The sequence below is a fragment of the Azospirillum sp. NS33 genome (genome assembly GCF_059703765.1).
The window spans coordinates 1-22274 of record NZ_BAAKJB010000005.1 but is presented as its reverse complement, the minus strand read 5'-3'; the positions used below and the strand labels follow the sequence as shown (position 1 = coordinate 22274).

The following is a 22274-nucleotide window of genomic DNA, read 5'->3' as shown; positions in this document are numbered from 1 at the left end:
GATGACAGACGTTTCTCCCGGCCCCGCCCCGGCCGCCGTGCCGCCGCCGGTCGCCGTTCTGCCGCCGGCCCTGGACCGCCTGGTGAACGGGCACGGCTATCCTCTGCTGGACGGTGCCGGCGACCAGCCCTGGCGCGGCGACGGGCGGACCTGGGTGGTCTTCCTGCCCGGCCATGGCAAGGCCAGCGGGGAGACCGCCGACATCGCGGTGATCCTGCCGGAACTGGTCGCCGACGCCGCCCTGCCCCTGCGCCCGGCGGTGGCCGGCCCGGCGGCCGAGCGGGCGCTGGTGGAGCGGCTCGGCGGGGTCGGGCTGCCGGCCCTGGTGTTCCTGCGCGGCGAGCGGGTGCTGGGCAGCATCCCGCGGGTGCGCGACTGGAGCGACTACCGCGCCCGCATCGCCGCCATCGTCCAGTGAGGTCCGCCATGCCCACCATCCCCGGTCTGCTCCACGCCCCCGTCGGCTTCGGTCCCGGCAGCCAGCCCGACGTGGCCGGCGCCGGCGAGGACGGCCTCGCCTACCTGCCCATGCCGTCGGGCATGCGCACCTACCAGGCGCATCTGCCGGAGGCCGTCGATGCCGCGGGGCGCGCCCTGCTGGCCCGCCTGCAGGCGGCCTTGTCGGCCTGGACGCCGGGCCGGGAGGCCCGCCTGCCGCTCGACGGGGCGGCCGCGGCGACCCTGGCGGCGCTCGACGAGACGCTGGGCGAGGGCGAGGTGTCGGTGCTGGTGAACGGCCGCGGTGGCCGCATCGAGATCCAGGAGGCCCGGCTGGCCGGGGTGTGGCGGGTGCGTGCCGCCGGCGGCACCGGCACCGTCACCGGCGGCGACGTGCGGCAATCCATCCTGGTGGGCGCCTTCCCCCGCGTCGCGGTCAGCCGCGCCTTCGTGGCGACCGCCGCCCCGGCCGCGCCGCCGGAGGTGGTCGGGCTGATGAACGCCCGACCGATCCTCACCGAACTGCTGGACCGCGCCGCCCGGTGCCGGCCGGGCGACGCGCCGCACACGGTGAACCTCAGCCTGTTGCCGCACACGCCCGAGGACCTCGCCCACATCGAGGCGCGCCTCGGCGCGGGCGCGACCACCATCCTGTCGCGCGGCTACGGCAACTGCCGGGTCACCGCGACGGCGACCGCGAACCTGTGGTGGGTGCGCTACTACAACTCGGTCGACACGCCGATCCTCGACACGCTGGAGGCGGTCGACGTGCCGGCGGTGGTGTGCGCAGCGCCCGAGGACATCGCCGACAGCGCCGAGCGCCTCGCCGAGATCCTGGCGGCCCTGCGGTGAGGACCGACGCCATGACCCCACCGGCCGCACGCTTCGAAGGCTCCTATCTCGGCGACGCGGCGCGCATCACCGCGGCGGCGCGCATGGAATGCACGATCTGCTGGCACGTCTACGACCCGGTCCTGGGCTGCGAGGCGTGGCAGGTGCCGCCCGGCACCCCCTTCGCCGCGCTGCCGGGGGAGTGGCGCTGCCCGGTGTGCGACGGCGCCCGCGACCGGTTCATGGTCCTGGACGGCGGCGCCCCGGCGCCCCCGCCCCGATCCCCGGGACCGCCCCTTGCCGCCGCCCTCCCGGCCCCCCCGCCCGCCCCGGAGCAGCGCCTGGAGGCGGCGTTCCGCGAGATCCACACCGCCCAGATGCGCGGCGTGCCCATCGTCAACGACGCCCTGGCGGTGAAGGCGGTGGGATTCCGGGAGTGGGACGGGCACCGGCTGGGGACGCTGGTCACCCCGTGGTTCCTCAACCTGGTGCTGCTGCCGGGCGGGTGCGACGACTGGTCGCATCTGGTGGGCGGGACCAAGGAGCGGATCGCCTTCCCGTCCGGTCTCTACGAGTTCGTGCACGCGGTGCGGCCGGACGCCGGCCCCTACAAGGCCTGCTCCCTCTTTTCGCCGATGTTCGAATTTGCGACCATGCTCCAGGCCGAGGAGACGGCGGCGGCGGCGCTGGCCGCCCTGTTCGATCCGGCGCTGAACGATGGCCCGGCCGCCGCCCCGGAGCGGCCGCCGACACCGACGCCGTCCCGGCGCACCCTGTTGACGGGCCGTCCGGCGCCGGCGCGGGGAAGGGAGCCGCCCCATGCATGAGATGGCGCTGTGCGAGAGCCTGCTGCAGGTGATCGAGGAATCCGCGCGAGCCAACGCCTTCACCCGGGTGCGCCGGGTGCGCCTGGCGATCGGCCGCTTCGCCGGGGTGGAGGTCGAGGCGCTGCGCTTCGGCTTCGACGTGGTGACCCGTGGCAGCGTCGCCGAGGGGGCGGCGCTGGAGGTGCTGGAGACGCCGGGCGAGGCGTGGTGCTTCGCCTGCGAGGAGACGGTGACGCTGCACGACCGCCTGGACCCCTGCCCGCGCTGCGGCGGCGAGCGGCTGATGCCCAGCGGCGGCACCGGGATGACCATCAAGGACCTGGAGGTGGAGTGATGTGCACGGTGTGCGGCTGCTCGGGCGTTGCGGACCCCCTTCACCGCCCCGGGGACGGCCGGGACCATGATCATGATCATGATCATGAGCACGGCCACGGCCACGGCCACGGCCATGACCACGAGCACGGCCACGCCCATCAGCATGCCCATGCGCCCGGCCTGACCCCGGCCCGGATGATCGAGGTGGAGCGCTCCATCCTCGCCCGCAACGACGCGTACGCCGCCGACAACCGCACGCGATTCCGGCGCACCGGCACCTTTGCCCTGAACCTGCTGTCCAGCCCCGGGTCGGGCAAGACGACCCTGCTGGTGGCGACCCTGCGGGCGCTGGGCGGGCGCTGTCCCGTGGCGGTGATCGAGGGCGACCAGCAGACCGCCAACGACGCCGAGCGCATCCGCGCCACCGGCACCCCGGCCGTGCAGATCAACACCGGCAAGGGCTGCCATCTCGACGCCCACATGGTCGGCCACGCCCTGGACGACCTGCCGCTGGAGCGCGGCGGGCTGCTGTTCGTGGAGAACGTCGGCAACCTCGTCTGCCCCGCCGCCTTCGACCTGGGCGAGGCGCGCCGGGTGGTCCTGCTGTCGGTCACCGAGGGCGAGGACAAGCCCCTGAAGTACCCGGACATCTTCACCACCGCCGACCTCGTGCTGATCACCAAGACCGACCTCGCCCCCCATCTCGACCTGGACTGGGAGGCGCTGGACCGGGCGCTGGACCGGGTCAAGCCGGGGGTGGCGCGGCTGCGCCTGTCGACCCGCGACGGGACCGGCATGGACCGCTGGCTGGACTGGCTGGCGGCCGGGCGGGCCGCCGCCCTGGCCGTCGCGGCGGAGTGAGCGCGATGGCCGCACCGCCCCGGCCCGGGGTGCTGGTGGTCGACGACGAGCCGCGCTCGGTCGAGGTGATCGCCCGCGTGCTGGACGAGGAGTTCGAGGTCCACCCCGCGCTGTCCGCCGAGGAGGGCCTGCGCGTGCTGGAGAGCGAGCCGGTGCAGGTGGTGCTGTCGGACCAGCGGATGCCGGAGATGAGCGGCGTGGCCTTCCTGACCCGGGTGCGCGAGCGCTGGCCCGACGTCATCCGCGTGGTCATCACCGGCTACATCGACCCCGAGGACATCATCGCCGCCATCAACACCGCCGGTATCCACCAGTTCATCACCAAGCCCTGGCATCCCGACCACCTGCTGCTGACGGCGCGCAACGGGGCGCGGCTCTACCAGCTGCAGCGCGAGCACGAGCGCCTGTCGCTGGAGCTCAAGACCCTGCCGCCGGTGGTCGAGAGCCGGGTCGCGGCGCGGCGCGAGCGGGTGCGCTCCCACTACGATTTCGATGCCATGGTGCGCACGCCCGGCAGCCCGCTGGACGCGGTCTGCCGCAACGCCGCCCAGGTGGCCCCCTTCAACGTGCCGGTGCTGGTGCTGGGCGAGACCGGCACCGGCAAGGAGCTGCTGGCCCGCGGCGTCCACTACGGCAGCCCGCGCGCCGACCGTCCGTTCTTCGCCGAGAACTGCGGCGCCATCCCCGACGAGTTGCTGGAAAGCGAGCTGTTCGGCCATCGCAAGGGCGCCTTCACCGGCGCGTACACCCACCGCACCGGCCTTCTGGAACAGGCCGATGGCGGCACCGTCCTGCTGGACGAGATCGGCGACATCTCGCCGGCCTTCCAGGTCAAGCTGCTGCGCTTCCTGCAGGAGGGCGAGATCCGCCCGGTGGGCGGCAACGAGACGCGCACGGTGGACGTGCGGGTGGTCGCCTCGACCCACCGCGACCTGCTGGCGGCGGTGCGCGCCGGGCGCTTTCGCGAGGATCTCTACTACCGTCTCAGCGCCATGGTGCTGACCATGCCGCCCCTGCGCGAGCGGGCGGCGGACATCCCGGTGCTGGCCCGCCACCTGCTCGGCCGCCTGGGCAGCGCCCACGGCAAGCCGGTCAGGGGCTTCTCGCCCGACGCCCTGCGCTGCCTGGAGTCCTACGACTGGCCGGGCAACGTGCGCGAGCTGCAGAACGAGATCCTGCGCATGATCGTGCTGTGCGAGGGCGACACGCTGGACGCCGGGCTGCTGTCGGACCGCGTGCTGCGCGGCGCGGCGCTGAACGCCACCGGCCGCCCGGCCGGGCGCGACGGGCGCCCGGGCGAGCCGGCGGCGGTGCTGGAGGCGCTGGGCGAGGGCGGGCCCCTGAAGGCGCGGATCGAGCGCATCGAGGCGGGCATCCTGATGGAGACGCTGGTGCGCTGCCGCTGGAACAAGAGCCGGGCCGCCGAGGAGCTGGGCCTGTCGCGCATGGGCCTGCGCGCCAAGCTGGAGCGCTACGGCATCGAACGGGCCGCGGCGCGGACCCACTGAGCCCGTCCCGGCCGGGCCGGGATGCGGGCGACGCATAGGGAGGACACGTCATCATGTGCCTGGGAATCCCCGGCCGCATCGTCGCCATCGTCGACGCCGGCGCCATGCTGGCGACGGTCGACGTCTCCGGCGTCACCCGCACGGTCGACGTCCAGTGCGTGGCCGAGCCGGGCCGGTCCCTCGACGCCCTGCTGGGGCGCTGGGCGCTGATCCACGTGGGCTTCGCCATGAGCCTGATCGACGAGGCGGAGGCCGAGGCCACCCTGGCCCTGCTGGCCACGCTGGGCGAGGCCGACGCCGAGATCGCCGCGATCCGCGCGTCGGTCGACCCCTCCCCCACCCCGGAGGCCGCACCATGAGCACCCCAGCCGACCGCCCCACCACCACGGCCCCCGACGCGGACCCGGTCGCCCCGTTCCACGACCGCGACACCGGCCGCCGGCTGATCGCCCGCATCGCCGGCGCGCTGGACCGGCTGGGCGCCGACGCCGACCGGCCGATCCGGCTGATGGAGGTGTGCGGCGGCCACACCCACGCCATCTTCCGCCACGGCCTGGCCGGGGTGCTGCCCCCGGGGGTGGAGTTCCTGCACGGCCCGGGCTGCCCGGTCTGCGTGCTGCCCACCGGCCGCATCGACGACGCGGTGGCCATCGCCGAGGACCCGCGGGTGATCTTCACCACCTTCGGCGACGCCATGCGGGTGCCGGGCTCGCGCAAGTCGCTGCTCCAGGCCCGCGCCGACGGCGCCGACATCCGCATGGTGTATTCGCCCCTCGATGCGCTGGAGCTGGCCCGCCGCAACCCCGACCGCGAGGTCGTGTTCTTCGGCCTGGGTTTCGAGACGACCATGCCGTCGACCGCCCTGACCGTGCTGCGGGCGGAGCGCGAGGGGGTGGCCAACTTCTCCCTCTTCTCCAACCACATCACCATCATCCCCACCTTGAAGGCGGTGCTCGACAGCCCGGGGATGCTGGTCGACGGCTTCATCGGGCCGGGCCACGTCAGCATGGTCATCGGCCTGCGCCCCTACCGCTTCATCGCCGAGCACTACCGCCGCCCCCTGGCGGTCACCGGGTTCGAGCCGCTGGACGTGCTGCAGGCGGTGTGGATGCTGGTGGCGCAGATCGGGGCGGGCACCGCCACCATCGAGAACCAGTACGCCCGCGTCGTGCCCGAGGCCGGCAACCCCGCGGCGCTCCGCGCCATCGAGACCGTGTTCGAGCCGCGGGAGTTCTTCGAGTGGCGCGGCCTGGGCAGCATCGACCACTCGGGCGTGCGCATCCGCGACCGCTACGCCCGCTTCGACGCGGAGCGCCGCTTCGCGGTGCGCGGGCTCACCGTCGTCGATCCCGCCGCGTGCCGCTGCGGCGACGTGCTGAAGGGCGTGCTGAAGCCCTGGGAATGCGCCCTGTTCGGCACGGCGTGCACGCCCGAGACGCCGATCGGCGCCCTGATGGTGTCCTCGGAGGGGGCCTGCGCCGCCTACCGCCTGTACGGCGGGCTGCGGGGTGCGGCGTGACCGGGCGGCGGCGGGTCACCGTCCCCACCGTCACCCTGGCCCATGGCGGGGGCGGCAGCGCCATGCGCGACCTGGTGGAGGACGTCTTCGTCGGCGCCTTCGCCGACCCGGACGCGGGCGCCGGCGGGGCCGCCGCCCCCCTGGAGGACCAGGCGCGGCTGCCGCTGGCGGATCTCGCGGCGCACGGCGACCGGCTGGCCTTCACCACCGACAGCTTCGTGGTCGACCCCCTGTTCTTTCCCGGCGGCGACATCGGCCGGCTGGCGGTGTGCGGCACCGTCAACGACCTCGCCGTCGGCGGCGCGGTGCCGCTCGTGCTGTCCTGCGCCGTGGTGATCGAGGAGGGGCTGGCGGTGGACACCCTGCGGCGGGTCGCCGCGTCGCTCGCGGCGACGGCGCGGGAGGCCGGGGTGCGGGTGGTGACCGGCGACACCAAGGTCGTCGCCCGCGGCGCCTGCGACAAGCTGTTCATCACCACCAGCGGCGTTGGCGTCATCCGGCCGGGGCTCGATCTTTCCATCGCCGCCGCCCGCCCCGGCGACCGGGTGCTGGTGAGCGGCGCGCTCGGCGACCACGGCACGGCCATCCTGGCGGCGCGCGGCGAGCTGGCGGTGGACGTCCCCGTCGGCAGCGACTGCGCGCCCCTGAACGGCCTGATCGGCGCCCTGCTCGACGCCGCCCCCGGCACCCGGCTGATCCGCGACGCCACCCGCGGCGGCCTCGCCGCGGTGCTGAACGAACTGGCCGAGGCGTCGGCGGTCGGCGTGTCGATCGCCGAGGGCGCCGTCCCCGTCCGCCCCGCGGTGCGCGGCCTGTGCGACCTGCTGGGCCTCGACCCGCTCTATCTGGGCAACGAGGGCGTCGCGGTGGCCGTGCTGCCCGCCGCCGAGGCCGACGCCGCCCTGGCCGCGGTGCGCGCCCACCGCCACGGCGGCAACGCCGCCCTGGTCGGCACCGTCACCGACGACCCCCGCCACCGCGTCGTCATGGAAACCCCCTTCGGCGGCACCCGGCTGATCGACCTGCTGGTCGGCGACCCGCTGCCGCGCATCTGTTGACCCCTTCCCACCCTCGAGGACATCACCCCATGAGCCCCCGCACCCTGATCGCCGCCGCCCTTCTCACCCTGCTGGCCGGCCCGGCGCTGGCCCACCCCGGCCACCTCTCCGCCGCCGGTTTCGCCGACGGCGCCGCCCACCCGCTGCACGGCATCGACCACCTGCTGGCGATGGTCACGGTCGGCCTGTGCGCGGCGCTGACCGGCGGGCGGGCGCGCCTGGGCATGCCCGCCGCCTTCGTCGGCGCCATGCTGGCGGGCGGTGCCCTCGGCATGGCCGGCGTCGGCCTGCCGCTGGTCGAGCCGATGATCTACGCCTCGGTGGTGGTGCTGGGCCTGCTGTGCGTGCTGCCGCTGGGCCGCAACGCGGCCCTGGGGGTGGCGCTGGCCGGCTGGTTCGGCCTGTTCCACGGCCACGCCCACGGGGCGGAAATGCCGGCGCAGGCCGCCGCGCTGGGCTACGCCCTGGGCTTCGTGCTGGCGACCGCCGCCCTGCACGGCGCCGGCTTCGCCGCCGGCCTGGGGCTGCGCCGCGTGCTGCCGCGGCCGTCGGAGCAGGCGCTGCGCCGGTGATCGGGCGCCGCCGCCAGGCCGCCGCGGGCGGTGGCTTGACGCGGCGGCCCGCCTGCCCCTTGATGCGGCCCGGACATGGGGCGGCACCGGGAGGACAGGCAGGGCATGGACACGGCAACCCAGATGCTGCTGGGCGCGACGGTGGCGCAGGCCGGATTCCGGCACCGCTTCGGCCGGCGGGCGCTGGCCGTCGGCGCGGTGATCGCGCTGATCCCCGACCTCGACGTCGCCGCGGGCTGGATCGGCGGTCCCTTCGTCAACTGGCTGCACCACCGCGGCCTGACCCACTCCCTCCTGTTCGGGCCGGCCGTCGGGCCGCTGCTGGGCTGGCTGGTGTGGCGCTGGCACCGCGCGCGTCATGGCCTGACGGGCCCATGGACCGGCGAGGGGGCGCTGCGGGGGTGGATCTGGCTGGCGGTGCTGGCGCTGATGACCCACCCGGTGATCGACATCTTCACCTCCTACGGCACGCAGTGGCTCTACCCGCTGACCGACACGCGGTTCGCCATCAACGCCATGCCGATCATCGACCCGCTCTACAGCCTGATCCTGGTGGCGGCCCTGGTGGTCGGCCTCCGGGCGCGCCGCCGCACCGCGCTGGCCGAGGATGTGGCGGGGGCGGCGCTGATCGTGGTCGCGGCCTACACGGTGGGCGCCTGGGCCATCAACGGCCGGGTCGAGGCGGTGGCCCGGGCGCAGGTCGGCGAGACGGCCCGGGTGAGCGCCTACCCCACCCTGTTCCAGCCCCTGCTGCGCCGGGTGGTGGTGGAAACGCCCGACGCCGTGCTGGTCGGCTTCCATTCCGTGCTGAGCGACCGGGAGATCCGCTGGGAGCGCTTCGCGCGGGCGGATTCCCCGGCCGTGGCCGCGGTGGCGGCGACGCCGGAAGCGGCGATCTTCCGGTGGTTCGCCATGGGCCACCTCATCTGGCGCGAGCGGCCGCTGGACGGCGGCGGCACCCTGGTCCAGGGCTACGACCACCGCTACGGCCTTCCCGGCACCTCGGCGCTCGGCTTCTGGGGGGTCGAGGCCGCGGTCGACGGGGCGGGGCGGCTGGCCGGGGCGGTGGAGACCTTCCGCGCCCCCCGCGACGCCTCCGGCGCGGCCTGGCAGGACCTGTGGAGCCGCATCGTCGGCGCCGGGCCGTCCGGCTGACCCGCCGTCGCGTGCGGCGCCGCGCGACCGGACGCTTACGAATGTTTTAGGGTTGGGTGAGGAAAGTGTTAGCACGCAGCGGTGGGTTGCGTCCCTATAGTCCGGCCACCTTCACAGACGAGGTCCGGCCCCCATGGACGACTCCGCTCGCGCCTTCCGCGGCACCGCCGCGCCCCCCCTCACCGGTCCCGCCGGTCTCGACCCGGTCGAGTCGCTGCGGCGGATGATGCTGATCCGTGCCTACGAGGAGACGACCGTGCGGCTGCAGGCCGAGCAGCGCGCCGCCGGCACCTGCACCGCGGTCGGCCAGGAGGCCGCCGCGGTCGGCGTGGTCGCCGCCCTCGCCGACGCCGACCTGATCCTCACCAACCACCGCAGCGCCGGCCACCTCCTGGCCCGTGGCGCCGAGCCCGGCCGGATGCTGGCCGAGGTGATGGGCAAGACGGACGGCTACTGCGGCGGCAAGAGCGGCTCGCTGCACATATCGATCCGGGAGCTGGGGGTCGTGCTCACCTCCACCATCGTCGGCGGCGAGCTGTCGCTGGCCACCGGCGTCGCCCTGTCGCGCTCCATGCTGGGCGGCGACGGCATCGTCGTCTGCTTCTTCGGCGACGGCGCGGCCTGCCAGGGGCGCTTCCACGAATCCCTGAACCTCGCGGCGGCCTGGAACCTGCCGGTTCTCTATGTCTGCGAGAACAACCAGTGGCAGGCCTTCGTCCACCGCCGCGAGACGACGCTGGCCGAGCGGGTGGCGCCGCAGGCCGCGGCCTACGGCATGGACTGGGCGGTCGCCGACGGCATGGACGTGACCGCCGTTCACGCCGCCGCCGCCGCCGCCGCGGAGGCCGTGCGCCGCACCCGCAAGCCCTTCCTCCTGGAGGTGCAGACCTACCGTCTGCGCGGCCATTTCGAGCCCGACGACCAGGCCTACGTCGACGCCGAGGAACTGGCCCGCTGGCGCGCCCGCGACCCCGTCGCCATGGCCCGGCAGCGCGCCCTGGACGGCGGCCTGCTGAGCGCCGCCGCGCTGGAGGCGCTGGAGCACGCGGTGGGCCACACCCTGGAGGAGGCGCTGGCCTTCGCCGACGCCAGCCCCTACCCGGACCGGCAGGTCCTCACCACCGACGTCTACGCCTGAGGAGGCGATCATGCAGCAGATGACCATCAGCGACGCCCTGTCCGCGGCGTTGGCCGAAGAGATGCGCCGCGACGACCGGGTCCTCCTCATGGGCGAGGGGGTGGCGACCAAGCGGCGCGACCTGGTGAGCGCGTTCGGCGCGGCGCGCGTGCGCAACACCCCGCTGGCCGAGGGGATCATCGCCGGCACCGCCGCCGGGGCGGCGGCCACCGGCCTGCGCCCGGTGGTCGACCTCCTGTTCGCGCCCTTCCTGTGCTACGCCATGGACGAGATCGTCAACAGCGCGGGCAAGCTGCGCTACGTCTCCGGCGGCCAGTTCGCCTTCCCGATGGTGGTGATGGCCATGACCGGGGCGGGCTGGGGGGGCGGCGCCCAGCACAACCACAACCTCGAGGCCTGGTTCGTCCACAGCCCCGGCCTCAAGGTGGTGATGCCCTCCACCGCGGCCGACGCCAAGGGCCTGCTCAAGGCCGCCATCCGCGACGACAACCCGGTGCTGGTGTTCACCGACATCGCGCTGGCCTACGCCGCCGGCGAGGTGCCGGACGGCGACGACGTCACCGTGCCGCTGGGCCAGGCGGCGGTGCGCCGGGAGGGCGGCGACGTCACCCTGATCAGCTACGCCAAGACGGTCGACACCTGCCTGCGCGCGGCGGCCGAGCTCGCCGCCGCCGGCATCGAGGCCGAGGTGCTGGACCTGCGCACCCTGAAGCCGCTCGACGAGGAGGCCATCCTGCGCGCCGCCCGCAAGACCGGCCGCGTCGTCGTGGTGCACGAGGCCAGCCGGATGTGCGGGGTCGGCGCGGAGGTCGCGGCCCTGGTGGCCGAGCAGGCCTTCGGCCATCTGCGCGCGCCGGTGCTGCGCCTGACCGGCCCGGACGCCCCCGCCCCCGCCAGCTTTCCGCTGGAGCAGGCCTTCGTGCCCCAGATGGCCGAGGTGGTGTCGGCGGCCAGCCGCCTCGTCGGCCGTCCGGTCCATCCCGGCGAGGGCGTGCTCTCCCCGGCGTGAGGCCGGCCGCCCCGCTTCCCTCTCCCGGCCCCCGCCCCGCGCCCGCCCTGTTCCGCCCGTCCTCCGCGACGGGCGGCAACGGCAGGGGTGTGCCGGCCGGCCCCCACCCCTGACGATCGAGGAGTCCCGACATCATGAACGCCTTCGGCCTCGCCATCCTCGGCCTGGCTCTGACCATGGCCACGGCCGCCCGCGGGCAGGAGCCCGCGGAGCGCGGCGCCTACCTCGCCCGCATCATGGACTGCCAGGGCTGCCACACCGGCGGCGCGCTGGCCGGCAAGCCCGACCCGGCCCTGCATCTGGCGGGCTCGGCGGTGGGGTTCGGCATCCCCGGGCTGGGCGTGTTCTTCCCGCCCAACCTCACACCCGACCCGGACACCGGGCTCGGCGCCTGGAGCGCCGACGACATCATCCGGGCGGTGCGCACCGGGGTGCGGCCCGACGGCCGCCAGCTCGCCCCGGTGATGCCCTGGCCGTCCTACGCCGCGCTGACCGACGCCGACGCCCGGGACCTCGCGGCCTATCTGAAGAGCCTGCCGGCCGTGCGCCACGCCGTGCCGCCGCCGGCCGGTGCCCAGGACACCCCGCCGGCCCCCTACCTCGGCCTGGTGATGCCGCAGTAGGGACCGGCCGCCCCGGGCGCTCAGCGCGCCGGGGCGGCGGCGCGGGACGCGGCGGTGCCGTGCCAGGCCAGGATGGCCAGGGTGGCCACGGTGCCCGCCGCGATCAGCCACCAGTTGTTGAAGATCAGGCACAGGCCGGCCACCGTCAGCAGCGCCTTGCTGGCGCTGTCGAGCGGCCGGGCGAACCAGCCGGTGAAGGCGACGCTGAGCGCCACGATGCCGAGCACGCCCGAGCCGAAGGCGACGATGAAGCGGTCCCAGGCGAAGTCGATGAACAGCAGGCTGGGGGCGTAGACGAACATGAACGGCACCAGCGCCTTGCCCATGGACAGGCGGAAGGCGGTCATGCCCGTGCGCATCGGCTCCGACCCGGCGATGCCGGCGGCGGCGAAGGCGGCCAGCGCCACCGGCGGCGTCACGTCGGCCAGCACGCCGAAGTAGAACACGAAGAAGTGGGTGGCCAGCAGCGGCACGCCGAGCATGGCCAGCGCCGGCGCCACGATGGCCGCCAGGATGATGTAGCTGGGGGTGGTGGGGATGCCCGTGCCCATGATGATGCAGGCGATCGCCGTCAGGATCAGCCCGAAGAACACGGTCAGCGCCGTGCCGTCGAGCAGGCCCAGCGGGTCGAAGGCCAGCACCGCCTCGGCCATGCCGCCGGACGCGGAGAACACGGCGGCGGAGAACTTGAAGCCGACGCCGGTCAGGGTGGTGATGCCGAGGATGAAGCCGACGCACGCGCACGCCGCGCCGATGCCCAGGGCGTACTTCGCGCCGAACTCGAAGCCCTCGACCAGGGCCTTGGGCGTCATCGGCCGGCCGATCATGCCGGTGACCCCCAGGGGCCTCAGCAGCAGCGGGATGTACGAGCACAGGATGGTCAGGATGATGCCCCAGAAGGCGGCCAGGAAGGGGGTGTAGCGCATCAGCAGCAGCGCCACCATGACCACCAGCGGGATCAGCAGGTGCCAGCCCCGGGCGAACACCGCGCCGATGCGCGGGATGTCGGCCGCCGTCATGCCCGACAGGCCGAGGCGGCGGGCCTCCAGGTGCACCATCAGCAGGATGGCCAGGTAGTGCATGATCGCCGGGACGATGGCGACGGCGATCAGGTCGGTGTAGGGGATGCCCAGGGTCTCGGCCATGACGAAGGCCGAGGCGCCCATGATCGGCGGGGTGATCTGGCCGCCGCACGACGAGGCGGCCTCGGTCGCCGCGGCGAAGCGGCTGGAGAAGCCGACCCGCTTCATCATCGGGATGGTCAGGGCGCCGGTGGTCACGGTGTTGGCGATGGCCGATCCGGAGATCATCCCGAACATCCCCGACGACACCACCGACACCTTGGCCGGACCGCCGGAGTAGCGCCCGGCGACGATGGTCGCCAGGTCGATGAAGATCTGGCCCAGCCCGGTCGCCTGGGCCAGCACCCCGAACAGCACGAAATGGTAGACGTAGGTCGCCACCACGCCGACGGGGATGCCGTAGATGCCCTCGGTGCCGAGGTAGAGGTGGTTGACGATGCGGGTGATGGTGTAGCCGCGGTGCGCCATCATCCCCGGCAGCCAGGGCCCGAGCATGCCGTAGAGCAGGCAGGCGATGCCGAGGATCGGCAGGAACAGGCCCATGGTGCGCCGGGTCGCCTCGGTCACCATGACGATGGCCAGCACGCCCAGCATGTAGTCCACCGGGATCGGCTGGCCGACCCGGGCGATGAACACGTTGTCGAAGTTGAGGATGAGGTACAGCGAGAAGCTGGCGGCGGCGGCGGCGAACACCCAGTCGCGCAGCGGGATGCCGCCCTCGCGCCCGGCGCCGCCCAGGCCGAGCGGCAGGCTGAGCGCGCTCAGCGCGGCGATGCCGGCGAAGAACGCCCAGCCCGCGCCGGCGGCGTCGGCCGGCAGCGCCTGCACGAGGTCCCAGCCGATGTAGAGGTAGAAGGCGGCGAAGCCGGTGGAGACCAGCCAGTCGGCGGCCGGCCGCGCGTGCTTCTGCCGGGGGAACACCAGGAACACCAGGGCCAGCACGGTGGCCAGGTGGGTGGCGCGGTGGGCGATCTCGTTCAGCAGGCCGAAGCCGGCGGTGTAGAGGTGCCAGCTCGACAGCGCCACCGACACCACGGTGATGACCAGCGCGCCGAACCCGACCACCCGCCGGAAGTTCGATTCCGGATCGTACTCCTCGACCAGGTCCTGGATCTGGGCGTCGTTCAGCGGCGCGTCGTCGCGCGGGCGCCCGGGCGCGTGTGGCGGCGTGTGCGGCGGCGTGGTCAAGGCGTCGTCGTCCCCTGCTGGGAGGTTATCCGGAGGTGGCCGCGGCGGCCGGGCAGGCCTCCACGGCGAGTTCGCGGGGGCCGTCGCCCCAGCGTGTCAGGTCGAGGACCCGGGGCGCGGTGAGGCGGTTGCCGGCGGCCGCCGAGGCGCGGATCACCAGGCGGTCGATCGGCCGCGCCAGGGTCAGCACGCGGGTGCCGTCGGGCGCCGTCACGAGCCGCTCGCCCGGTCCCTCCGGCCCCTGGGCCAGGCCATAGCCGGACCCGGCGAAGCGTTCGCGCACCAGCACGATGCGCCCGTCCTCGACGCGGTAGTCGTCGCTGACGGTGGCCCCGGTCACCGAATGGCGGTAGGCGGTGGCGAAGGCCGGCCGGGCGGAATCGAGCGCGACGCGCGCCAGCTCGTCGCCGGCGCGCGCCTCGCGGATCACCAGGGCCGGCGCGCAGCCAGCCAGCGACGGCGCCGGCAGGGCCGGTGCCGCCGCCAGCAGCGTCGCGATCACCGCCGCGGCGCGTTTCACGGCTTGGAGATGCCCTTCTCCTTGTAGAACTTGGCGGCGCCGGGGTGGACCGGCACCGACACCGACTGGAGCGCGGTCTCCGGGGTGATGTTCTTGCCCTGGCTGTGCACCTGGGCCATGATCGCGGTGTTCTCGTAGAGCGCCTTGGTGACCTCGTAGGCGACGTCGTCCGGCAGCGACTCGTGGGTGGCCCAGATCGCCATCACCGCCAGCGTCTCGACCTTGTCGGTCTGGCCCTTGTAGGTGTCGGCCGGAACGGTGACCGACGCGTAGTAGGGCTGCTTCTCCTTCAGCGTGGCGATCTCCGGCCCTGACAGCGGGACGATGCGCACGGGGTGGCCCTGGGCCAGGTCGGTGACCGCGCTGGTCGGCATGCCCGCGGTGATCAGCGAGGCATCGAGGTTGCCGTCGCGGATCTTGTCGACGGACTGGGCGAAGGACGAGTAGTCCTCCTTCACGTCCTCGCGGGTCATGCCGTGGGCTTCCAGGAGGTCGCCCAGCAGCTGCCACTGCCCCGACCCCGGCGAGCCCGAGGACACGGCGTGGCCCTTGAGGTCCTTGAAGGACTTGATGTCGCTGTCGGCGCGCACCACGAGCTGCACCGTCTCGGGGTAGAGGGCGCCCAGGGCGCGCAGGTTCTTCAGCGGCGCGTCCTTGAACTGCGCCTTGCCGTGGTAGCCGGCGTCCAGGATGTCGGCGGCGATGAAGGCGCTCTCGATCTCGCCCTTGCCCAGCAGCTGGGCGTTCGCCACCGACGCGTTGCCGGTCTCGGCCGTGGCCGTGATCTTCTTGCCGTCCAGGGCCGCCTTGTTGGAGATGAGCTGCGCGAGCATGCCGCCCAGCGGGTAGTAGGTGCCGCCGGTGCCGCCGGTGGCGATGCCGAAGAACACCCGCTCCTGCGCAATCGCCGGGACGGCGGCGGCCAGAGTCATGCCCGCGACAATCATCGTCGCAACGGCCGTACGTCTCGTCAACATTCGGTGTCTCCCGTTCCCTTGCGTATTGATGGTGGGTGGGGACGGCGTCCACACCCTGGGGCGATTCTTGCTCTTGCCCGCCGGATCCTTCCGGTTACCGGCCGGAAGGGCAAGCAAAATCGCCCTCCCCCGGCGCCGCGGCCAGCACCTCGACGCCGTATTCCTCGGCCGCTCCGCGCAGCCAGTGCCACAGCCCGCCGGCAAGGCTGCGGCCGACCGACAGCTCGAACGCTGGCGCTCCCGCGGCCGTCGCGCCGTCGTCGACCCGCACCAGGTGGACGGCCATGTGGGCGACCGTCGTCAGCGCCACGGCGTCGGGGCCGAACACCCGCCCGTCCAGGTCGACGACGCAGCCCTTGGCCAGCGCGTCGCGCGCCCGGGGGCCGGCCAGGCGCAGGGCGGCCCGGGCCGCGCCCTGGGCCACCACCACCGCCGTTCCGGCCAGCCCGACGGCGAGGCGGTCCGCCGTCGCCGGGGCGTCGGCGGTGACCAGCCACTGCCCCGGCCCGGTCCAGCGCACCGCGATCCCGGGGCCGCGGGACAGGCGGCCGGCTCCCGGCAGGGCGGTTCCGAACCGCTCGCCCAGCGCCGCCGCCAGGGCGTCCTCGCCGCCCGGCCCGGCGGCCAGGGTGGCGGCGCACCCCGGCTGGGCCGGCCACACCCGCACCCCGGCCGCGCCGCCCGGTAAGCCAAGCCGTCCCGGGTGCAGCAGGCCGTCCCAGGGGGACACGGGCGTCCAGGCCGGTCGGTCGGCCGGGGCCGGGCTAGTGGCGGACATGGTGGCCCTCCGGATCGACGAAGACGGGAGCGACGATCTCGACCTCGACGTCGAGGCCGCGCACGAGATCGACCGCACGCAGCCGCTCGCCCCACCGTTCCGGGCCGCCGCGGATCAGGCCGAGCCCGATCATGTGGCCGAGCCCGGGGGAGTGGGCGGCCGAGGTCATCCAGCCCTGCTCGTGCTCCGCGGTCGCGGCGGCGCCGAGCGGCAGCAGGACCGCCCCGGCGGTCAGCCGGGCGGCGGGATCGACCGGGCGGACGCCCGCGAGCCGCGGCCGCGCGGGGTCGCACAGCCCGGGGCGTCCGGCCATCACCGCGCCGATGGTGGCGGGGTCCGCCGTGACCAGCCGGCCCAGGCCGAGGTCGGCGGCGGTGGTGCGGCCGTTCATCTCGCCGCCGGCGACGTGGCCCTTCTCGATGCGCAGCACCCCCATCGCCTCGGTGCCGTAGGGGGCGATGCCATGGGGCGCCCCCGCCGCCATCACCGCGCGCACCGCGGCGTCGCCGGCATCGGCCGGGACCACCAGCTCGTACGCCAGCTCGCCGGAATAGGAGATGCGGAACAGCCGGGCCGGCACGCCGCCGCCCACCGTCACCGCCGCCGCACTCATGTGCGGGAAGGCGCCGTTGGACAGGTCGATGCCGGCGTCGACCACCGCCCGCACCACGTCGCGCGCCCGCGGCCCGGCGATGGCGAGCTGCGCCCACTGCTCGGTCACCGGCACCAGGCGCACGTCGAGCCCCGGCCACAGCACCTGGGCGCAGAAATCCAGGTGGGCCAGCACCGCCGCGGCGTTGGCGGTGGTGGTGGTGGCGACGAAATGCTCCGCCCCCAGGCGGGCGACGGTGCCGTCGTCCATGACGTGGCCGTCCTCGCGCAGCATCAGCCCGTAGCGCGCCCGGCCGACCTTCAGGGTCGACAGGGTGTTGGCGTAGACGCGGTCGAGGAAGCGCCCGGCGTCGGCGCCGCGCACCTCGATCTTGCCGAGCGTGGAGACGTCGCACACGCCGACGGCGCCGCGCACGGTCATCACCTCGCGGTCGACCGTTTCGCGCCAGCCGCTCTCCCCCGGGCGCGGGTAGTGCTGGGCGCGCAGCCAGGCCCCGGCCTCGACGAACACCGCCCCCCGCTCGACCGCCCAGGCGTGGGTCGGCGTCAGCCGGGTCGGGCGGAAGGCGCGGCCGCGGTGCGGCCCGGCCAGGGCGCCGATGGCCACCGGCGTGTAGGGCGGGCGGAACACCGTCGTGCCCACCGTTCCGACCGGGTCCCCGGTCAGCGACGCCATCAGGGCGATGGCCGGCACGTTGGAGGTCTTGCCCTGGTCGGTGGCCATGCCCAGGGTGGTGTAGCGCTTCAGCAGCTCGACCGCGCGGTAGCCCTCGCGGTGGGCCAGCGCCACGTCGGCGGCGGTGACGTCGTTCTGCAGGTCGACGAAGGCCTTGCCGCGGCCGGTGGCGCGCCACACCGGCCGGCTCGCGGCGGTCTCGGGGTCGCAGGCCGGGACCGGCGGCGGCGTCGCGGCGAAGCCGCTGTCGGCCGCCGCCGCGCTCCCGAGGGCGGTGCCGTCAGCCAGGGCCTCGGCCAGGGTGAGACGGCCGGCGGCGGCCCCGGCGACGGCCATGCCGGGCGGTGCCGGCCCCGGCACGAACATCGCGGCCGCGGCGTCCCACACCGGCTTGGCGCCGTGGTGGCAGGTCAGGTGCACGGACGGGTTCCAGCCGTTGGCCACGGCCAGCAGGTCGGCGTCGAAGCGGCTGCGGCGCCCGTCGGCGCCGGTCACCTCGACCGCGCGCAGCGCCCGCCCGCCGCGGGTGCCGGTGACCACCGCACCGGCCAGCACGGGGATGCCGGTCGCCGCCGCCAGAGCCGCCACGCCGGCCGGGTGGTCCGGCCGCGGGTCGACGACGGCCGCCACCTCCGCCCCGGCGTCCAGCAGGTCGGCCACGGTGCGCCAGCCGTCGTCGCCGCTGGTGTAAACCACGGCGCGGCGGCCGGGCAGCACGGCGTAGCGGTTGACGTACGTGCGTACAGCACCCGCCAGCATGACACCCGGAACGTCGTTCCCGGCGAACAGGGCTGGCCGCTCGATGGCGCCGGCGGCCAGCACGGCGCGCCGCGTCACGATCCGCCACAGCCGCTGGCGCGGCTGGAACGGCGCCGGCTCGGTCGCCGTGGCGACCCGCTCGACCGCGCCGTACGTGCCGTGGTCGTAGGCGCCGAAGACGCTGGTGCGGGGCATCAGCCGGACGTCGGGCAGGCTGGCCAGCTCCGCCACCGCCGCCGCCACCCACTCCAGCGCGGGCCGGCCGTCGATCACGCGGCGCTCCGCCAGCAGCCGACCGCCGAGGCGGAAATCCTCCTCGCACAGCACCACCCGGGCGCCGGCCCGGCCGGCCGCCAGGGCGGCGGCCAGGCCGGCCGGCCCGGCGCCGATCACCAGCACGTCGCAGAACAGCGACGCCTGCTCGTAGCGGTCGGGATCGGCGGCGCCGGCGGCGCGGCCCAGCCCGGCGGCACGCCGGATCAGCGGCTCGTACACCCGTTCCCAGAACGACGCCGGCCACATGAAGGTCTTGTAGTAGAAGCCGGCGGAGAACAGGGAGCCGAGGCGCCCGGTCGCCGCCATGGCGTCAAAGCGCAGCGAGGGCCAACGGTTCTGGCTCGCCGCCTCCAGCCCCTCGCACAGCTCCACCACGGTGGCCCGGGTGTTGGGCTCGCGGCGCGCCCCGGTGCCCAGCTCGACCAGGGCGTTGGGCTCCTCCGGCCCGGCGCCGAGGAGGCCGCGCGGGCGGTGGTACTTGAACGAGCGGCCGACCAGCCGCACCCCGTCGGCCAGCAGGGCCGACGCCAGGGTGTCGCCGGCGAGGCCGGTGTGGGCGCGGCCGTCGAAACGGAAGGCGACGGGCCGGTCGCGGTCGACCAGGCCGCCGGCCGGGGTGCGGAAGGCCCCGGCGCCCGGTGGCGGGGCGGTCATCGCGCGCCCTCCGCCGCGGGGGCGGTGTCGTGGACCTGGTGGGTCCGGGTGTCGCGGGTCACCCGGATCCAGGTGCGGCAGGGGGTGTGGCACCACAGCTCGCGGTGCACGCCCGCGGGATTGCGGCGCTGGTAGACGTACGCGGTCGTGGCGGTGGCCGGGTCGGCCGGGCCGGCCCCGTCGGCGTCCGGCCGGTGCACCGTGGCGTCGCCGAGGTAGGAGAACTCCCGGCCGTCGCGTTCGCCGCAATGGGGACAGCGGATGCGCATGGGTGCGTGCGGGCTCCCTTCGGGGGGATTCAGTGGAGGTTGGGGCGGGCGCCGGCGCCCTTCTCGTCGAGGAGGTGGCCGGTGGCGAAGCGGTCGAGGCGGTAGGCGGCGGCGTGGGGGTGCGGCTCGTCCCGCGCCATCAGGTGGGCGAAGCACCACCCCGCCGCCGGGGTCGCCTTGAAGCCGCCGTAGCACCAGCCGGCGTTGAGGTAGAGCCCGTCGACCGGGGCGCGGTCGATGATCGGCGAGCCGTCCATCGACATGTCCATGATGCCGGCCCAATGGCGCAGCAGGCGCAGCCGGCCGATGCCCGGCCACAGCGCCATGCCGCACTCCATGACGTCCTCGATCGCCGGCAGGTTGCCGCGCTGGGCGTAGGAGTTGTAGCCGTCGATGTCGCCGCCGAACACCAGCCCGCCCTTGTCCGACTGGCTGACGTAGAAATGGCCGGCGCCGAAGGTCAGCACGATGTCGATCAGCGGCTTGACCGCCTCCGACACGAAGGCGTGGAGGACGTGGCTTTCGATCGGCAGGGTCAGCCCGGCCATGGCGGCGAGCTGGGAGGAGCGGCCGGCGACCGCCACGCCGACCTTGGGCGTGGCGATGAAGCCGCGGGTGGTCTCCACCCCGCGCACCCGCCCGTCCTCGACGCGCAGGCCGGTGACCTCGCAGTTCTGGACGATGTCGACGCCGCGGCGGTCGGCGGCGCGGGCGTAGCCCCAGGCCACCGCGTCGTGGCGCACCGTGCCGCCACGCCGCTGCAGCAGGCCGCCGCGGATCGGGAAGCGGGCGTTGTCGTGGTCGAGGAACGGCACCATGCGGCGCACCGCCGCGGCGTCCAGCAGCTCGGCGTCGACGCCGTGCAGACGCATGGCGTTGCCGCGCCGGGCGTAGGCGTCGCGCTGGGCGTCGGAATGGCACAGGTTCAGCACGCCGCGCTGGCTGACCATGGCGTTGAAGTTGAGGTCCTGCTCCAGCCCCTCCCACAGCTTCATCGACCATTCGTAGAAGGGGATGTTGCCGGACAGCAGGTAGTTGGAGCGGATGATCGTGGTGTTGCGCCCGACGTTGCCGGAGCCGATCACCCCCTTCTCCAGCACCGCGATGTTGGTCAGGCCGTGTTCCTTGGCCAGATAGTAGGCCGTCGCCAGCCCATGCCCGCCGCCGCCGATGATGACCGCGTCATAGGAGCCCTTGGGCGCGGCCTCGCGCCAGGCCGGGGTCCAGCCGCTCTGGTCGATGAAGGCGTTGGCGAGGAGGCCGAGCAGCGAGTATGCGCGCATGACGGGACGGGGCCTCCGGAGCCGGCAGTCGAACCATCCCCGACTGTCGCCGCTTTTCCCTTCCGCCCTGTGACTGGAAACGACATAGTTTTGTCCCGATGAGACACGCCACCCCAGCCGCCCGTGCGACCCCCGCCGCCTCCTCCGGGCCGCGGACCATCGGTCTGCTGCTGATCCCGGGCTTTGCGCTGATGTCCTACGCCTCGGCGGTGGAACCGCTGCGCGCCGCCAACGTGCTGTCGGGGCGTCCGCTCTACCGCTGGTCGCACATCGTGCCGTCCGGCGACGCGGTCACCGCGTCCAACGGCGCCACCATCCTGGCCGACCACCGGGTGGGCGCGGTGCTCGACCTCGACACCATCCTGGTCTGCGCCGGCGGCAACCCCGCCACCTTCCGTGACCCGGCCACCCTGGCCTGGCTGCGCCACATGGCCCGGCTGGGGCGGCGGATCGGCGGGATCTCCGGCGGCCCCTACGTGGTCGCCCGCGCCGGGCTGCTCGACGGCCACCGCTGCGCCATCCACTGGGAGCACATCCCGGCCTTCCTGGAGGATTTTCCCGACGCCCTGGTGTCGCGCACCCTGTTCGAGATCGACGGCAACCGGCTCACCTGCGCCGGCGGCATCGCCGCGCTGGACCTCATGCTCGCCTTCATCGCCGCCGACCACGGCGCAGGGCTGGCGAACGCGGTGAGCGACTGGTTCCTGCACGGGCGGGCGCGCCAGGGCAGCGGGCCGCAGCGCATGGACCTGCGCGAGCGCACAGGCGTCAGCCATCCGCGGCTGCTGCGCGTGCTGGAGGCCATGGAATCGGCGCTGGAGACGCCGCTGCCACGGGTCCGGCTCGCCGCCATCGCCGGGATGTCGGTGCGCCACCTGGAACGGCTGTTCGCCGACCACCTCGGCACCTCGCTGGCCGAACACTACGTCGGCCTGCGCCTCGATCACGCCCGCACCCTGCTGCGCCAGACCGCCCTGCCCCTGGCCGAGGTGGCGGTGGCGTGCGGCTTCGCCGGCGGCAGCCACTTTTCCCGCCGCTTCAAGGCCCGGTTCGGCCACCCGCCTGGCGCGGAGCGGCGCCGGGAGGGATAGGCGCGACGCGCACACGCCGCCGCCGGCGCGCCCCGGTGAGGGAGGCGCGCCGGCGGCGGCGGGTCGGTGAGGACGGTTTTGTGACGGGGATGCGCGTGTTCGGTGCGGGTCACGGGCTTGCTGCTGCGCAGGGCGCACGAGCGAGATCAAGCCGATCGAGCGATTAGTAAGGCTTAGCTTCACGCGTTGCCGCGCGTCCACATGCCTCCTATCGACGTGATGGTCTATCACGGCTCTCGGGGAATGCTTGTTTGG

General features: G+C 74.4%; 22 protein-coding genes and 1 rRNA gene. 15 read left to right on the top strand and 8 right to left on the bottom strand.

The window, feature by feature from the left end; genetic code table 11:
* The first annotated feature begins 1 nt into the window (after position 1).
* From AC6H2I_RS06500 to AC6H2I_RS06435, 14 genes are all read left to right on the top strand, one after another.
* Positions 2-418: a thioredoxin domain-containing protein gene (locus tag AC6H2I_RS06500; protein ID WP_497499772.1), complete on the top strand. Its 417-nt coding sequence runs from the start codon at positions 2-4 to the stop codon at positions 416-418.
* Between the two features lie 8 nt (positions 419-426).
* Positions 427-1290: a hydrogenase expression/formation protein gene (locus AC6H2I_RS06495; protein WP_497499771.1), complete on the top strand. Its 864-nt coding sequence runs from the start codon at positions 427-429 to the stop codon at positions 1288-1290.
* Positions 1291-1301: 11 nt separating this feature from the next.
* A complete protein-coding gene (hybE, locus tag AC6H2I_RS06490) occupies positions 1302-2096 on the top strand; it encodes a [NiFe]-hydrogenase assembly chaperone HybE (protein WP_497499770.1) in 795 nt (264 codons plus the stop codon).
* The gene (hypA, locus tag AC6H2I_RS06485) at positions 2089-2430 is read left to right on the top strand and encodes a hydrogenase maturation nickel metallochaperone HypA (protein WP_497499769.1); all 342 of its coding nucleotides are present in this window, start codon (positions 2089-2091) and stop codon (positions 2428-2430) included. The genes hybE and hypA overlap by 8 nt, the downstream gene beginning before the upstream one ends.
* Positions 2430-3272 carry a hydrogenase nickel incorporation protein HypB gene (gene hypB, locus AC6H2I_RS06480; protein WP_497499768.1) on the top strand — a complete coding sequence of 281 codons (843 nt, stop codon included), beginning with the start codon at positions 2430-2432 and terminating at the stop codon, positions 3270-3272. The genes hypA and hypB overlap by 1 nt, the downstream gene beginning before the upstream one ends.
* A gap of 5 nt (positions 3273-3277) precedes the next feature.
* Positions 3278-4780 carry a sigma-54-dependent transcriptional regulator gene (locus AC6H2I_RS06475; RefSeq protein ID WP_497499767.1) on the top strand — a complete coding sequence of 501 codons (1503 nt, stop codon included), beginning with the start codon at positions 3278-3280 and terminating at the stop codon, positions 4778-4780.
* A gap of 53 nt (positions 4781-4833) precedes the next feature.
* Positions 4834-5139: a HypC/HybG/HupF family hydrogenase formation chaperone gene (locus tag AC6H2I_RS06470; RefSeq protein WP_497499766.1), complete on the top strand. Its 306-nt coding sequence runs from the start codon at positions 4834-4836 to the stop codon at positions 5137-5139.
* Entirely contained in the window at positions 5136-6299 is a 1164-nt protein-coding gene (gene hypD, locus AC6H2I_RS06465; protein ID WP_497499765.1) for a hydrogenase formation protein HypD, read from the top strand. The genes AC6H2I_RS06470 and hypD overlap by 4 nt, the downstream gene beginning before the upstream one ends.
* Entirely contained in the window at positions 6296-7357 is a 1062-nt protein-coding gene (gene hypE / locus AC6H2I_RS06460; protein WP_497499764.1) for a hydrogenase expression/formation protein HypE, read from the top strand. The genes hypD and hypE overlap by 4 nt, the downstream gene beginning before the upstream one ends.
* 29 nt (positions 7358-7386) lie before the next feature.
* Positions 7387-7929, top strand: coding sequence for a HupE/UreJ family protein (locus tag AC6H2I_RS06455; protein WP_497499763.1), 543 nt, complete (start codon positions 7387-7389; stop codon positions 7927-7929).
* Positions 7930-8034: 105 nt separating this feature from the next.
* Positions 8035-9084 (top strand): metal-dependent hydrolase, encoded by a 1050-nt coding sequence (locus AC6H2I_RS06450; RefSeq protein ID WP_497499762.1) that lies wholly within the window; start codon positions 8035-8037, stop codon positions 9082-9084.
* Positions 9085-9217: 133 nt separating this feature from the next.
* A complete protein-coding gene (locus AC6H2I_RS06445; RefSeq protein WP_497499761.1) occupies positions 9218-10222 on the top strand; it encodes a thiamine pyrophosphate-dependent dehydrogenase E1 component subunit alpha in 1005 nt (334 codons plus the stop codon).
* A 10-nt stretch (positions 10223-10232) separates the two neighbouring features.
* The gene (locus AC6H2I_RS06440) at positions 10233-11231 is read left to right on the top strand and encodes an alpha-ketoacid dehydrogenase subunit beta (protein ID WP_497499760.1); all 999 of its coding nucleotides are present in this window, start codon (positions 10233-10235) and stop codon (positions 11229-11231) included.
* Between the two features lie 134 nt (positions 11232-11365).
* Complete coding sequence (locus AC6H2I_RS06435; protein WP_497499759.1) at positions 11366-11854, top strand: c-type cytochrome; 489 nt, start codon at positions 11366-11368, stop codon at positions 11852-11854.
* A gap of 20 nt (positions 11855-11874) precedes the next feature.
* On the opposite strand, the gene AC6H2I_RS06430 is transcribed toward AC6H2I_RS06435, so the two are convergent.
* The 7 genes from AC6H2I_RS06430 to AC6H2I_RS06400 all read right to left on the bottom strand — a co-directional run bounded on the left by AC6H2I_RS06430 (position 11875) and on the right by AC6H2I_RS06400 (position 20928).
* Positions 11875-14124 (bottom strand): TRAP transporter permease, encoded by a 2250-nt coding sequence (locus tag AC6H2I_RS06430; protein WP_497499758.1) that lies wholly within the window; start codon positions 14122-14124, stop codon positions 11875-11877.
* Between the two features lie 25 nt (positions 14125-14149).
* Positions 14150-14644 carry a DUF1850 domain-containing protein gene (locus tag AC6H2I_RS06425; protein ID WP_497499757.1) on the bottom strand — a complete coding sequence of 165 codons (495 nt, stop codon included), beginning with the start codon at positions 14642-14644 and terminating at the stop codon, positions 14150-14152.
* On the bottom strand, positions 14641-15591 hold the full coding sequence (locus tag AC6H2I_RS06420) for a TAXI family TRAP transporter solute-binding subunit (protein WP_497499953.1): 951 nt from the start codon (positions 15589-15591) through the stop codon (positions 14641-14643). Before AC6H2I_RS06420 ends, AC6H2I_RS06425 begins: the two co-directional genes overlap by 4 nt.
* 124 nt (positions 15592-15715) lie before the next feature.
* Positions 15716-16399, bottom strand: a complete 684-nt coding sequence (locus tag AC6H2I_RS06415) for a sarcosine oxidase subunit gamma (RefSeq protein ID WP_497499756.1) — start codon at positions 16397-16399, stop codon at positions 15716-15718.
* Positions 16386-19376 (bottom strand): sarcosine oxidase subunit alpha family protein, encoded by a 2991-nt coding sequence (locus tag AC6H2I_RS06410; RefSeq protein WP_497499755.1) that lies wholly within the window; start codon positions 19374-19376, stop codon positions 16386-16388. Before AC6H2I_RS06410 ends, AC6H2I_RS06415 begins: the two co-directional genes overlap by 14 nt.
* Complete coding sequence (locus AC6H2I_RS06405; RefSeq protein ID WP_497499754.1) at positions 19373-19645, bottom strand: sarcosine oxidase subunit delta; 273 nt, start codon at positions 19643-19645, stop codon at positions 19373-19375. Before AC6H2I_RS06405 ends, AC6H2I_RS06410 begins: the two co-directional genes overlap by 4 nt.
* A gap of 29 nt (positions 19646-19674) precedes the next feature.
* Positions 19675-20928 carry a sarcosine oxidase subunit beta family protein gene (locus AC6H2I_RS06400; RefSeq protein WP_497499753.1) on the bottom strand — a complete coding sequence of 418 codons (1254 nt, stop codon included), beginning with the start codon at positions 20926-20928 and terminating at the stop codon, positions 19675-19677.
* Positions 20929-21026: 98 nt separating this feature from the next.
* On the opposite strand from AC6H2I_RS06400, the gene AC6H2I_RS06395 reads away from it, so the two are divergent.
* Positions 21027-22019: a GlxA family transcriptional regulator gene (locus AC6H2I_RS06395; RefSeq protein ID WP_497499752.1), complete on the top strand. Its 993-nt coding sequence runs from the start codon at positions 21027-21029 to the stop codon at positions 22017-22019.
* A 142-nt stretch (positions 22020-22161) separates the two neighbouring features.
* On the opposite strand, the gene AC6H2I_RS06390 is transcribed toward AC6H2I_RS06395, so the two are convergent.
* Positions 22162-22274 (bottom strand): 23S ribosomal RNA (locus tag AC6H2I_RS06390); the annotation flags it as partial.